Raw genomic sequence first — 13,705 nt, 5'->3', positions numbered from 1 at the left:
GCAGCTGGTTCAGACCAGTCCGAACCAGCCGAGCACGGCACCGAGCGCCAGCAGCCACAGCAGATGCAGCCGCGTGCGCCATACCACCAGCGCGCACAAGGCCGACAGCAGCCACAGCGGCCAGTCGCGCTGCGGCACCTGGTGTACGCTGGTCATGATCCAGCCGGTTGCCAGCAACAGACCGATCACGATCGGTGCCATCCCGAGTTTGAAACTGCGCACTACCCGTAATTCCCGGTTTTTATGACCCCAGCGCGCTGCCGTATAGGTCAGCGTGGTGCTGGGCAGCAGGATGCCCGACATCGTGACCAACACCCCGAACAGTCCCATCCACATGCTGCCGGTATTGATGCCGACATTCCAGCCCATCAATGCGATGAACAGCACGTTCGGCCCCGGTGCTGCCTGCGCTATCGCCACGGAAGCATTGAATTGCGCATCCGTCAGCCAGTGCTGATGATCGACCAGATAACGGTGCATATCCGGCAGGGTCGATATTGCGCCGCCGATCGACAGCAGCGACAACATCAGATAATGCAGCCACAGATCGAACCACTCTGCGCCGCTCATAGAAATATGCAGGAAATGCGGTGCGGCAGTCATGATTTGAATTTCCTGTAGACCATAAACCAGCTGAGCGAACCCAGTCCGGGCAACACGTAAACCAGCGGCAGGCGGAACAAGGCCACGCAGATAAAGCACAACAGGCTAAACAGCAGCGCCAGCCGGCGTCCCAGAGGATGGTTGTTGAGCGCAGGGATTAATTTCAGACCGGTTGCAAAAATCAGCCCCGATGTGACGGCACTCATGCCGCGCAACGCACCAGTGACGCCCGGATGCTGGGCGTATTGCGCATATACCAGCGCCAGCAGCAAGACGATCATCATGGGCACCAGCAGCATGCCGGCCAGCGCGGTGATGGCACCCGGCAGGCCGAAATAACGGCTGCCGACCATCATCGACAGATTCATGACATTCGGGCCCGGCATGATTTGCGCCACTGCCCAGTCCTCGACAAATTCTTCCGGCGTCAGCCAGCGTTTGCGCTCCACGATCTCATGCTGGACAATCGCCAGCACGCCGCCGAAACCTTGCAAGGCAAGCAGGGTGAAAGAAAAAAACAGATCCGCCAGGGAAGCGGGTTGCGGGTGAGGTTCGGTCGGTTCGCTGGACATCGTCGGCTGTGAAATGGTGCTGGAGCCCTGATTGTAATGCGGTGCTGGCGCTTGTGCTGGCAATCGCCCGTTTTCAGTCCTGCGCGCGGCGGCGCGCGCGGATGCGGGCGCGCCACTCGCCCAGCACAGTCAGCGCACCCTGAAATTCCCGTTCAATCAGGTCCGCTTCGGCATCCGTGATAATGCCATCAAGCAGGGCGGTGGAAACCGCTTCGGCCACATCGCCGACCTGGCTCATCACCCGGCACACGGTTTGCGACAGATCGTCTTCGCTGACTTCGGCCGGTTCCGGGACGACAAACGCCGCCAGTCCGTGTCTGCCGAGCAGTGCGTGCAAAGGCAGATGGGCTTCTTTGACGCCTGCTGCATGGCAATGCTCAATGATCAGTGACAGTTCTTCAAAAGACGGGTAATGAGTTTCAATGCCCGGCGCCAGTTTATTTCTCAGAACATTGACCGACATATCCAGACGGGCTGCCAGTGCCTCCAGTCCACCGGGGTAGGCACGGGCAACCTTATACAGCGCATCGTGCTGGTTCATATCGGAATATTTGCGGGTCATAAAAATGGCTGAAAAAAAATAAACTCAAAAATTAACGGAAAAATCACACCGGAAAACAGATCAGGACAGGCGGGCACGCTGGTTCAGGCAAGTCAGCCAGTGGTCTGCGCCACCCACTTCGCTGACGACCTGTGCAAAGCCGGTCACGGTGCGGGCAGCACGTTCCAGCAGCTGGATATCCGCTTCATGCTGGCGTGCCACGTGCGGGTCTTCCAGAAAAAGAATGCGGCGGATTGCGCGTTCCAGCACCAGTTCGGCAAGCTGGGCATCACCACCCAGCGGGCCGGACAGAAAAGGTCTGACCCAGTTGCGACCGGCTTCCTCGCCTTTGATTTTCTGTGCCAGCTGATTCAGTAATCCGCCCGTGGTTCCGGTGGCGTAGCGGTGTGCAAAACGGTCCAGCAGGGCAAAGTGTTTTTCAGCCAGCGTCAGCATTTTTTCTTTCATTGCATCATGCGCAATCAGGGCGATGCCTTCGTGCTGCAAATCGAAGCTGGACTGCAGACTGGCATCGGCCGCTGCACCGCGCGAAACGGCTTCCAGTTCCAGCCATTCGCGGGCGCTGGCCAGTGTGGCCAGAAAGGGTTTTTTATGAATCACGCATTGCCGTTTCAGCGCGACGGCCTCAGGAAACACGGAAGAAGGATCGACCGGATCAATCAGATAAATCACTGCATCGACGGCACGCGCCGGATCAGTATCGACAACCCGCGACACCAGTTTCATCAGGCCACCTTCGCGGCCATAAGGAAAACGTTCGACATGCTGGCAGATATCCAGCAGGCCATGCGTTATCATGGCATCCAGTGTACGGCCGACGACCACGAATTCAGGCTGCAGAAAATGAATCGCATGGCGTGCGCCGCTGATCAGTTGCACCAGGGCGGAATTTGCCGCATCCTGATGAGAGCGGTTGGCGATCAGGCCGATACGTAATTTTTTCACAGATGGCAGAGTCACAGTAAAATCCTGAAACGGTTGCGGATATCCGGCAGTGTAGCGGGACTTGTTTCTGCCGTCAGTAGTTTCCCTACATTTTGTTACTGAAACAGTCAGGACGGAAATATGCCGGTCAGCCGGGGCGACGTAACATCATTGAAAAAAATGAATCGCAGGAGAAAATCATGAAAAAGTGGCGCCATGTTTTCTTGGCTATCGCAATCATGTCTTCGTGCGCAACAGCGGTCGGTGATGATGATCTGGATGAAGATGCCTACCAGATCCAGCACTGGGCATTGCTGGGAGATACGCAGGCACAGAATGCACTGGCTCTGTCTTATATGAATGGCGATTTCGGTTACCAGAATCTGGACGAAGCCAGGATGTGGCTGGAGCGGGCAGCGGAACAGGGACATCCCGGGGCGCAGACCAATCTGGGATTGCTGTACCTGACCAGCGGTATTGAGATGGAGGATGATGCCAGGGCATTCCAGTTGTTACAGCAAGCCGCTCGTCAGGACTTCAGTGCTGCGGAATTCATGCTGGGTTATCTGTACGAAACCGGAAAGGCCGTCAGCCGCAGTGACGCAGATGCTGCGGTCTGGTATCAGGAGGCCGCTGCGCAGGGAAATGCCAGCGCCCAGTATCATCTTGCCTTGTTGTACAGCCACGGATCCGGTATTCCCAGAAATGAGCCGATGGCAGTGCGCTGGCTGCAGCAGGCGGCGCATCAGGGATTATCGTCTGCCCAGTTCGAGCTGGGACGGCATTATCTGTATGGTTGCGGCGTTGCACAGGATACGCTGCTTGCTTACCAGTACCTGATCATGGCCAGCATTCATGTCGGCAGCAAGGCGATTGACAGCCGCGATCTGGTCAATGCCACACTGACTGCCGAACAGATCGCCGAAATTCAGGACGAGACGCGCAACTGGCAGTCTGGTCTCTGAGTTTTCGAAAGAAATTGTTGCTCAAATTCTTCAGCAGAAATTGCGGGTGAAAACAGATAGCCCTGATATTCATCGCAATGCATCGTCTGCAAAAACTCTTTTTGCTCTTCCGTTTCCACACCTTCGGCAATCACCTGCAGTTTTAAGGCATGTGCCAGATGAATAATTGCGGTAACGATGGCGACATCACTGTCATCCTGCGGCAGATCGTCGACAAAAGAGCGGTCGATTTTCAGTTTGTGAATCGGAAAACGCTTCAGATAACTGAGGCTGGAATAACCGGTCCCGAAATCATCAATCGATAACTTCACCCCCAGTTTTGCCAGCGATTCGAGTTTCTTCAGATTTTCATCGACATCGCGGATCAGGACCGATTCGGTCAGTTCCAGTTCAATCCGGTCCGGACTGAGCTGATTTTCCGCCAGCGTGGTGGCAATCAGGTCAACAAAATTCGCCTGCTGGAATTGCAGCGTTGATACATTGAATCCCATGCGCAGCACATGGCCGGCCTGATTCCACTGTGCCGCCTGACGTATCGCATGCTGAATGACCCACTGACCGATCGGCACGATCACGCCGGACTCTTCGGCGATCGGAATAAACTGGCTCGGGCTGATTTCGCCCAGATCCTTATCGTTCCAGCGCAATAAGGCTTCGACGCCAAAAATTTCACCGGTATGCAAATTGATCTGGGGCTGGTAATGCAGACGGAATAACTGGTGCTCCAGCGCCTGCCGCATAGCGTGATCGAGTTTCATGCGGGACAGCAGGCCGATGTTCATCTGGCGCTGATAAAAGCGGAAATCGGAACGCCCCCGTTCCTTGACGTGATACATGGCGCTGTCTGCATTTTTGATCAGATCATCCATGCTGGTGCCGTCATCCGGGTACAGCGCAATCCCGATACTGGCGGTCACCGTAAAATTCATGCCATCCAGATTGAAGGGCGTCGCCAGTTCTTCCAGCACCCGCTGGGCGCAGATTTCAGCACCGTTTGCATCGGCTTCATGCAGCAGCAGGATAAATTCATCCCCGCCCAGGCGCGCCGCCGTATCGACCTGCCGGACACAGCGCTGCAGACGCTCGGTGACCTGCAATAAAACCCGGTCACCGAAAGGATGGCCAAGCGCATCGTTGATCTGCTTGAAGTGATCGAGGTCAAGAAACAGCAGGGCAAAGGTGCTGTGATTTCTGCTGGAAATCGTAATACACTGGTGAATCCGTTCGGACAGCAACAGGCGGTTTGGCAGGCCGGTGAGCGCGTCGGAAAACGCCAGTTCCTCGATTTTTTGCTTGGCCGCGTGGGTTTCTGTGCGGTCTTTCAGAAAGCCGATGTAATGCAGCGTATTACCGAGCTCATCCTGCACTTTGACCAGTGTGACCATCGCCAGATAAGCGGAACCATCTTTGCGGCGGTTCCAGAGTTCACCTTCCCAGGCACCTTCTTTTTCCAGCTTATCGAGCAACTGGTCAATCAGCGTGACATCGCTTTCTTTCCCGAAAAAATCACGCGGTGTTTTTTGCCGCATGTCCAGTTCGGAATAACTGCTCAGTGTTTCAAAACTGGGGTTGGTGGTAATGATTTTCTGATCGGCATCGGTAACGAAGATGGCGTCGGTGCTGGATTCAAAAACCTTGGCGGCCAGTTGCAGACGTACATCGTCCGTGACTTTCTGCGTCATGTCGCGGAAAGAAAAAACCCGGCCGATCGGTCTGCCGCGGGCGTACTGAGGCAAGGTCACGCGCTCAAGAATTTTTCCTGAACGCAGCACCAGCACATCGCTGGCTTCCATCAGCGGCGTGCGCGCAATCATGTCCAGGCGTTCGCTGTAATGCACCAGATCGATCATGCATTTGTCCATCCAGGCATAAATCGCCTGATCGTCGCGCTGCGTCATCAGTTCGTCAGGCAGCCCCCACAGATTTGCGAATAGATGGTTATAACTCCGTATACCGCCGTTCAGATCGGTCACCAGGATGCCGTCGGCGGTGGATTCCAGCGTGGCCCGCAGTTCGGCAATCAGTTTTTCCAGTTCATTCTCAGTCTGTTTCTGGCTGGTCCGGTCACGGATTGCGACTACAAAGATAGAGGTGTCCATACCGACGCGCACCAGTTTGACCCGGCGCTCAACCTGGATCACGGTTTTGTCGGCACATTCCAGCAATGTTTCCGAATAAATGTTTTCAGATAAACCGGCAGCGACGTCTTCCCAGAAAAACAGGTCTTCCGGCGCGGCGGTCAGTTCGACGATACCTTTGTCGCGCAGGCTGTTTTCCGGAACTTTCAGTAACTGATGTGCCGAATGATTGGCGGCAACAATGCGCAGACTGATCGGATCAACCAGAATCACTGCTTCCAGCATGCCTTCGATGAGCGCCTGCAGCTGATGCGGTTTCATGACTGGCTTTCAGCCGCATCGTCGGCTTCCATACCCCGCTCAAAGAAATAGCAGAGACGCTTGCGTGGCGACAGGTAATCATAGGCAGCTCTTGGCAGCTGCACCGGACGAAGGCTGCGGTGGATGCAGAGCTGCTGTTCATGTTCGAGATTAATCACCAGCGCTTCCTCCCGGTTGACCGATGTGTCGTGAATCACTACTTTGGGCTTGATGGGACGTGAGGAATTGACGGAGACCACCAGTGCATAGCGCTGGTCCGTCAGCTGCACGACGGAGCCGGGCGGGTAAATACCCATCATGCGGATGAAGGAAGTCAGTGTCGGGACATGGAAGTGCGCTTTGTACTGGGTGAATATCTGTGACAGGGCTTCATGCGGTGTAATCGCCTGTGCCGGATTCGTCGGGTTGCAGAGATTATCGTAATGATTCACCAGGGCGACGATCCGGCTGAGCGGCGACATTTTTTCACCCGGAATCCGGCTCGGATAGCCGCTGCCATCAAAATGTTCGTGATGTTGCGCCATCAGCAGCATGGAGTTCGGTGCCAGATCCATTTTGCGCGCCAGATTGACGCTGTGCATCACATGCTCATGGTAAATCTGTTTTTCTGCCGAAGTGAAATGCTCATCCATCCAGCGCAGGCGGTCAGGCAGTTCGATTTTCCCGATGTCATGCACCAGCGCTCCGACACCCAGATTCAGCATGTCTGTTTTGCTGAGATTTAATGCTTTGCCGAGCAGCAGGGAAATGACGGTCACATTAATCGAATGCAGCGAGGTTTTTTCCCCGGCCTTTTCGGACAGCAGACGGATTGCTGCTTCGTCTTCTCCCAGTATCTGGCCGAGAAAGCCCTGTATCAGCTGCTCGGTGAGCTGCTTGGCAAAGGCCGGCTGCGCGTGTACCACATCGGTAATCTGCTTGAATGTCTGTGCTGCATGGTTGAACTGGCGTTCACAGACCTGCAGGCTGGCAGCCTGGCTGGCAAGCAGGTCGCGCCGTTTTCTGACGGCGGTTTCTTCCGGTGTTTCTTCAGGCTTGGAATTGACGGCAGATTCGTTTTTTTCCGTTTCCGCCACCACAGGCGTGCTCCGGTCGGGGGCATAACGGATACGTTCTATACCCAGTGAGCGTATGGAATCAATCTGTTCCTGGCTGCTGATTTTAAAATTGCTGACCGGGAATGGATGATCCATCCAGCCCACGTCGAGATAAATGAACATCCCTACCCGCAACTGGGAAAGGTCGATGAACTGTGTATGGATATCAGCCATGGTATCCGTCAAAGAAAACCGGGAAATATTGCAATGAATCGTCTAGTTGTATATTTATCATTAAACATCTAAAAAAGCGAATTTTTTTATTGATTTGACTTTTTATCGTGCAAACATCGAATGATCTGGCAAAGGGGAATAAATTTCAGTCTCTATCCCTGTTACGGAATGCCAGCCAGCCGGCCATAAAAGTAAAGGTCACCACGATAGCGACGATAATCCAGAATCCGTGCTCATGCTGTGACAATGGAATGCCGCCTACGTTCATTCCCAGCAGACCGGCAATCATATTAATCGGTAATGCCAGAACGGTGACGACGGTCAGGACAAATAATGAACGGTTATTTTGTTCATTGACACTGGCGGCGATTTCTTCCTGCAATAATTTTATGCGCTCCTGCAACGCTGCCATATCGCTCAGTACTACGGCAAATTCCTCGGTGGACTGACGCAATTCCTGCACGTCGTGTTCTTCCAGCCAGACCGGAGGTTTTTGCAATAAGCGGAACAAGGCAGCCGGCTCCGGCGCCAGCAGGCGCTGCAGACGTACCAATACCCGCCGGATGGCGCCGAGATTAGCGCGTTTATGATTGAGCCGGTCGGCCAGCAGCGTGTCTTCGATCTCGTCAATCTTGCGGACGACTTCGCGCACGATACCGACCAGCACGTCACCCTGATCATGCAGCAGATGAATCAGCAGCGCACCCGGAGAATGAAATGATTCGCCGCGATTCACCGCATTGCGCAGGCGGTCGATCGCCTGCAAAGGCTTACGCCGCGCGCTGATCATGACATTGCTGGTAACGCTGAGCCAGAGTGTGGCGATATCGGATGCTTCAAAGGAAAAATCATGCAGAACGTCATTGATCACCGCGATCAGATTATGACCGGCGTGTTCGATGCGGCTGGAGCGCGAGCCTTCATGCAGGGTTTCGTAAAACTCCTGCGGCAATTGCAGATGTTCGTGCAGCCATTTTTCAGCGGCGACATTGCTCAGATTGAAGTGTAGCCAGATGAAGCTGTTTTCTTTGGCATGATGCGGCTGGTGCAGCCATTCCAGTGCTTCATGGGTCGGTAACGCCCGTCCGGCCTGTCCGCGCTCAAACAGGTAACCACACACCAGACCAGACTGATCGGAACCGTACGATAAATTATCCAGCACCATTTCATTTCTCATGCAATGACGTAGCTGCTATTGTAAGGCAGTGTTCAGTGCATAAAAAAAATATTTCGTCTGGAACAACATCGATGTTCCGGTCACAGTTCGGTCACAGGAACTGCAGTCCGCGACCGGAAAAATGTTTACAGGTTCGGTGCCAGCCAGCGTTCCACGTCTTCTTTGGCCACGCCGCGGCGCGCAGCCATGTCGCTGACCTGGTCATCCCCGATTTTACCGACGCTGAAGTATTTGGACGCCGGATGAGCAAAGTAAAAACCGGACACTGCAGCACCGGGAATCATGGCCCAGGATTCGGTCACATACATCTCGATATCCTGGCACTGCATTTGCGCAAACATGGCCGTTTTGACGGTGTGTTCCGGGCAGGCCGGATAGCCGGGAGCCGGGCGGATGCCGCGATAATTTTCGCGGATCAGATCTTCATTACTCAATTGCTCATCCGCTGCATAACCCCACAGGTCTTTACGCACGCGCTCATGCAGGTATTCGGCAAACGCTTCGGCCAGACGGTCAGCCAGCGATTTGAGCATGATACTGCTGTAGTCGTCATGCGCGTCTTCAAAGCGCTTTTCGTGTTTTTCTATACCCAGACCAGCGGTCACGGCAAACATCCCTATGTAATCTGCGATACCGCTGGCTTTTGGTGCGATGAAGTCGGCCAGGCATTGATTCGGGCGCTGGATTTTTTGTCCATCGGGGCCATCCACCACCGGCTTTTCGGTCTGCTGGCGCACGCCGTAATAGGTGAATGCGACTTCGCTGCGGCTGTCATCGGTATAGATTTCGATATCGTCTTCGTTGACGCTGTTGGCAGGCAGCAGTGAGATCACACCATTGGCGGTGAGCCAGCGGCCTTCGATGATTTTTTTCAGCATGGCCTGGCCTTCGGCATACACCTTGCTCGCGGCATCGCCGACGATCTCGTCGCTCAGGATGGCCGGGAACGGTCCGGCCAGATCCCAGGTCTGGAAGAACGGACCCCAGTCGATGTAGTTGGCGATGGTAGCCAGATCGACGTTTTTGAACAAGCGGCGGCCGATGAATTTCGGTTTGACCGGTGCGTCAGCGCCAGTGAACGAGACGCGCATTTTATTGGCACGTGCCTGTTCCAGCGTCAGCATCGGCGTGGTTTTTTTGTTTGCGTGCTGGGTACGGATGCGGTCGTAATCACTGCCGAGTTCGGCGATGTATTGTTCCCGGCTTTCCGGTGTCAGCAGCGACTGCGCAACCGATACCGAGCGCGAGGCATCCGGCACATACACCACCGGACCTTCGTAATTCGGTGCAATCTTGACGGCGGTATGGGCGCGGCTGGTGGTGGCACCGCCGATCAGCAGCGGGATCTTCATCATGCGGAAATGCGGATCGCGCTGCATCTCTTTGGCGACATAGGCCATTTCTTCGAGTGATGGCGTGATCAGACCGGACAAGCCGATGATGTCGGCATTTTCCGCCTTGGCTTTGGCCAGGATTTCTGAGCAGGGCACCATCACACCCATGTTCACCACTTCAAAGTTATTACATTGCAGGACCACGGTCACGATGTTTTTGCCGATGTCATGCACGTCGCCTTTGACGGTGGCAATCACGATTTTGCCTTTCGGTTTGTGGTCGCCGCTGCGTTTCTTTTCTTCTTCGATGAAGGGCACCAGATGCGCCACCGCCTGCTTCATTACACGCGCCGATTTGACTACCTGTGGCAGGAACATTTTGCCCTGTCCGAACAGATCGCCGACGATGTTCATGCCATCCATCAGCGGGCCTTCGATCACCTGAATCGGGCGCTCAAATTGCTGGCGCGCCTGTTCGGTGTCTTCCACGATCCATTGTGTGATGCCGTGTACCAGCGCGTGGGCCAGGCGTTTTTCAACCGGGTCGTTGCGCCATTCCAGCGTCGCTTCTTCTTTTTTACCGCCGGCTTTGAGGGTGGCGGCGAATTCGATCATGCGCTCAGTTGCATCATCGCGCCGGTTCAGCACTACGTCCTCGACCCGTTCGCGCAGTTCAGGATCGAGCTCGCTGTACACCCCTATCATGCCCGCATTCACAATGCCCATGGTCATGCCAGCCTGAATCGCGTGATACAGGAACACGGTATGGATGGCTTCGCGTGCCGGATCATTGCCGCGGAAAGAGAAGCTCACATTTGATACGCCGCCGCTGATTTTGGCACCCGGCAGATGCTGACGTATCCAGCGCGTCGCTTCAATAAAGTCTACCGCGTAGTTATTGTGTTCTTCGATACCGGTCGCGACCGCAAAGATATTCGGATCAAAAATAATATCCTGAGGATCGAACTGAATCTGATCCACCAGCAGACGGTAAGCGCGTTCGCAGATTTCCGTCTTACGCGCATAGGTATCGGCCTGACCGGTTTCGTCGAATGCCATCACGATCACGGCTGCACCATAGCGTTTGCACAGCGTGGCCTGACGCAGGAATTCGGCTTCGCCTTCTTTCATGGAGATCGAGTTCACGATCGCCTTACCCTGCACGCATTTCAGACCCGCTTCGATCACTGACCATTTGGAGGAGTCGATCATGATAGGGACGCGCGCAATATCGGGTTCCGATGCAATCAGATTCAGGAAGCGCGTCATCGCTGCCAGCGAATCAAGCATCGCTTCATCCATATTGATGTCGATGATCTGGGCACCGTTTTCCACCTGCTGACGCGCAACCGCCAGCGCTTCATCGTATTGCTCGTTGAGGATCAGACGGGCAAAGGCTTTGGAGCCGGTGACGTTGGTACGCTCACCGACATTGACGAACAGGCTGTGTTCATCAATGGTGAATGGCTCCAGCCCGGACAGGCGCATGGCCGGTGCGATTTGCGGCAACTGGCGTGGCGCCTGAGTTTGCAGCAGATCGGCGATGGCCTTGATATGCGCTGGCGTGGTGCCGCAGCAGCCACCGGCAATGTTGATGAAACCGGCTTCGGCGAATTCCTTGAGCAGGGCGGAGGTGTCGGCCGGCAGTTCGTCAAAGCCCGTGTCGCTCATGGGGTTAGGCAGACCCGCATTCGGATAGATACAGACAAAGGTATCGGCGATCTTGGATAATTCTTCGGCATACGGACGCATCAGCGTGGCGCCGAGCGCACAGTTCAGGCCGATGGTGAGCGGTTTGGCATGACGTACAGAGTTCCAGAAAGCGGGCACTGTTTGTCCTGACAGGATACGGCCGGAAGCATCGGTGACGGTACCGGAAATCATGATCGGCAAACGCTGGTCGCTTTCCTCGAAGTACTGATCGATAGCGAACAGCGCGGCTTTACAGTTCAACGTATCGAAGATGGTCTCGACCAGCAGCACATCGGCGCCGCCATCAACCAGGCCGCGCACCTGTTCGTGATAAGCCGTCACCAGTTGGTCGAACGTGACATTACGCGCCGCCGGATCATTCACATCTGGTGAGATGGAGGCAGTTTTTGGGGTCGGCCCCAGCGCGCCCGCGACAAAGCGCGGCTTGTCCGGCGTCGAGTATTTATCGCAGGCTGCGCGTGCAATTCTGGCCGATTCCACGTTCATCTCATACGCCAGATGCGCCATGTGGTAGTCGTCCTGCGCGACCGTGGTGGCGCCGAAGGTATTGGTTTCAATCAGATCGGCACCGGCGGCCAGGTATTGTTCGTGGATTTCAGCGATCACATCGGGGCGGGTCAGCGACAGTAATTCATTATTCCCTTTGACGAACAGCTCGCGCACGCCTTCGGGGCCGGTGAAGTGTTGAAAACGCTCGCCACGGTAATCGGCTTCGGTCAGCTTGTAACGCTGGATCATGGTGCCCATCGCGCCATCCAGAATCAGGATGCGTTGTTGCAGCAGGGAGCGCAAACGGGTTTCGGTAGCAGAGACAGGCACAGTTGTAGTCATGATGTTTACTCGTTCAACAAGGAGGCGGGCACGGTGCGGCGGATGATCGCCGCAGTCAGTCATCCAGACTGCTGCGCTTTGCGTCCTGAAAATAAAAAACCCGATCGGCTGATGCATGCAGGCGGATCGGGTCGGGTCCTTTTAGCAGCATTTATTATGCGCCCGCAATCTGAATCTCAAATCGGCGCTGGATGGTAAATTATACGTCAAATCAAGGGCTTGGACCCGCCAGGGCAAGGTTTTGCCAAATTTTGTTTATACATTTTGGGCAGATGCTTATGAATTTTACGGAAAAACGACAAACTCTTTGCAGAAAGAAAATAAAAAAAGGGCATATCCTCGCAAGAAAGATATACCCAAAGGGAATGCATAAATCAGGCTGATGTGCTGCTATGTCAATGTTTTTTATGGCGTGTCACAAACAGGCTGGCGGTAATGGCGCTGCACAGTATGGCGCCGATGACCATCAGGGAGACATCTGTGGGAATATGCACCCATTTCACGATCAGCATTTTGAGACCGACAAACATCAGCACGAATGCCAGGCCAAATTTCAGCAAATGAAAACGGTCCGCCATGTCCGCCAGCAGGAAATACAGCGCGCGCAAGCCCATGATGGCGAAAATATTCGAGGTGAACACGATGAACGGATCGGTCGTGACTGCGAAAATCGCAGGGATGGAATCCACGGCAAACACCACATCGGACACTTCGATTAAGATCAGTACCAGCAGCAAAGGGGTAAATACCCGTTTGCCATGCTGCCGGAAGCTGAATTTTTCCTGATGAAATTCCGGTGTGAAGGGCAGCAGTTTTTTCGCCAGTTTCAGCAGCGGATTATTTTCCAGATCGGGCTCCTGTTCGCTGGAGACCAGCATGCGCAGGCCGGTGATGACCAGGAAAATACCAAACAGATACAGTACCCAGGCAAATTGCGATACCACCCAGCTGCCGGCCAGAATCATGATGATGCGCATCACGATTGCTCCCAGTACCCCGTACAGCAGCACTTTGCGCTGGTAGTGGGGCGGAACCGCAAAATGCCCGAAAATCATTAAAAACACGAAGATATTATCGACCGACAGCGATTTTTCGATCACATAGCCGGTCAGGAATTCCATTGCCCTGGCGGTTGCCGCCTCGCGGCCAATAGTTTCTGTCAGATACAGCCACAAGCCGAAATCAAACGCGAGCGCCAGACTGACCCAGACCACTGACCAGGCGGCGGCCTCGCGGAGACTCACTTTGTGTGCACGTGAGCCGCCGAGGGCGATGACATCGACCGCCAGCATGGTCAGCACAAAACCGATAAAAACCACCCACATCCAGGGCTGGGCAACAGAATGCAGCATAT

At 54.7% G+C, this 13,705-nt stretch carries 10 protein-coding genes; 1 reads left to right on the top strand and 9 read right to left on the bottom strand.

Annotated elements, in window-relative coordinates:
- Positions 1-9: 9 nt before the first annotated feature.
- The 4 genes from H8K27_RS00105 to H8K27_RS00090 all read right to left on the bottom strand — a co-directional run bounded on the left by H8K27_RS00105 (position 10) and on the right by H8K27_RS00090 (position 2,691).
- Positions 10-603, bottom strand: coding sequence for a chromate transporter (locus H8K27_RS00105; RefSeq protein ID WP_186861223.1), 594 nt, complete (start codon positions 601-603; stop codon positions 10-12).
- Positions 600-1,175 (bottom strand): chromate transporter, encoded by a 576-nt coding sequence (locus H8K27_RS00100; RefSeq protein ID WP_186861222.1) that lies wholly within the window; start codon positions 1,173-1,175, stop codon positions 600-602. The genes H8K27_RS00105 and H8K27_RS00100 overlap by 4 nt, the downstream gene beginning before the upstream one ends.
- 73 nt (positions 1,176-1,248) lie before the next feature.
- Positions 1,249-1,737, bottom strand: coding sequence for a phage regulatory CII family protein (locus H8K27_RS00095; RefSeq protein WP_186861221.1), 489 nt, complete (start codon positions 1,735-1,737; stop codon positions 1,249-1,251).
- Between the two features lie 60 nt (positions 1,738-1,797).
- Positions 1,798-2,691, bottom strand: a complete 894-nt coding sequence (locus tag H8K27_RS00090) for a methylglyoxal synthase (protein WP_186861967.1) — start codon at positions 2,689-2,691, stop codon at positions 1,798-1,800.
- 170 nt (positions 2,692-2,861) lie between these two features.
- Here H8K27_RS00090 and H8K27_RS00085 point away from each other — a divergent pair, with 170 nt between their 5' ends.
- Positions 2,862-3,626: a tetratricopeptide repeat protein gene (locus H8K27_RS00085; RefSeq protein ID WP_186861220.1), complete on the top strand. Its 765-nt coding sequence runs from the start codon at positions 2,862-2,864 to the stop codon at positions 3,624-3,626.
- On the opposite strand, the gene H8K27_RS00080 is transcribed toward H8K27_RS00085, so the two are convergent.
- The 5 genes from H8K27_RS00080 to H8K27_RS00060 all read right to left on the bottom strand — a co-directional run bounded on the left by H8K27_RS00080 (position 3,590) and on the right by H8K27_RS00060 (position 13,703).
- The gene (locus H8K27_RS00080) at positions 3,590-6,025 is read right to left on the bottom strand and encodes a sensor domain-containing protein (protein ID WP_186861219.1); all 2,436 of its coding nucleotides are present in this window, start codon (positions 6,023-6,025) and stop codon (positions 3,590-3,592) included. The two genes, H8K27_RS00085 and H8K27_RS00080, sit on opposite strands and share 37 nt — an antisense overlap.
- Positions 6,022-7,296, bottom strand: a complete 1,275-nt coding sequence (locus H8K27_RS00075) for an HD-GYP domain-containing protein (protein WP_186861218.1) — start codon at positions 7,294-7,296, stop codon at positions 6,022-6,024. The genes H8K27_RS00080 and H8K27_RS00075 overlap by 4 nt, the downstream gene beginning before the upstream one ends.
- A 145-nt stretch (positions 7,297-7,441) precedes the next feature.
- Entirely contained in the window at positions 7,442-8,473 is a 1,032-nt protein-coding gene (locus H8K27_RS00070) for a transporter (RefSeq protein WP_230418759.1), read from the bottom strand.
- Positions 8,474-8,598: 125 nt separating this feature from the next.
- Entirely contained in the window at positions 8,599-12,351 is a 3,753-nt protein-coding gene (gene metH / locus H8K27_RS00065; RefSeq protein ID WP_186861217.1) for a methionine synthase, read from the bottom strand.
- Positions 12,352-12,746: 395 nt separating this feature from the next.
- Positions 12,747-13,703, bottom strand: coding sequence for a TerC family protein (locus tag H8K27_RS00060; protein WP_230418757.1), 957 nt, complete (start codon positions 13,701-13,703; stop codon positions 12,747-12,749).
- Positions 13,704-13,705: the final 2 nt, after the last annotated feature.

This window comes from Cognatundibacterium griseum (assembly GCF_014284195.1).
GTDB lineage: Bacteria > Pseudomonadota > Gammaproteobacteria > Burkholderiales > Burkholderiaceae_D > Undibacterium > Undibacterium griseum.
Note: the sequence above shows the minus strand (reverse complement) of the source record. Positions and strands in the feature narration are given on the sequence as shown.

Coding starts and splice junctions, on each gene's coding strand:
- H8K27_RS00080 (WP_186861219.1), bottom strand. CDS start 6,025: ATGAAACCGCATCAGCTGCAGGCGCTCATCGAAGGCATGCTGGAAGCA.
- H8K27_RS00060 (WP_230418757.1), bottom strand. CDS start 13,703: ATGCTGCATTCTGTTGCCCAGCCCTGGATGTGGGTGGTTTTTATCGGT.
- H8K27_RS00075 (WP_186861218.1), bottom strand. CDS start 7,296: ATGGCTGATATCCATACACAGTTCATCGACCTTTCCCAGTTGCGGGTA.
- H8K27_RS00100 (WP_186861222.1), bottom strand. CDS start 1,175: ATGTCCAGCGAACCGACCGAACCTCACCCGCAACCCGCTTCCCTGGCG.
- metH (WP_186861217.1), bottom strand. CDS start 12,351: ATGACTACAACTGTGCCTGTCTCTGCTACCGAAACCCGTTTGCGCTCC.
- H8K27_RS00095 (WP_186861221.1), bottom strand. CDS start 1,737: ATGACCCGCAAATATTCCGATATGAACCAGCACGATGCGCTGTATAAG.
- H8K27_RS00085 (WP_186861220.1), top strand. CDS start 2,862: ATGAAAAAGTGGCGCCATGTTTTCTTGGCTATCGCAATCATGTCTTCG.
- H8K27_RS00070 (WP_230418759.1), bottom strand. CDS start 8,473: ATGAGAAATGAAATGGTGCTGGATAATTTATCGTACGGTTCCGATCAG.
- H8K27_RS00105 (WP_186861223.1), bottom strand. CDS start 603: ATGACTGCCGCACCGCATTTCCTGCATATTTCTATGAGCGGCGCAGAG.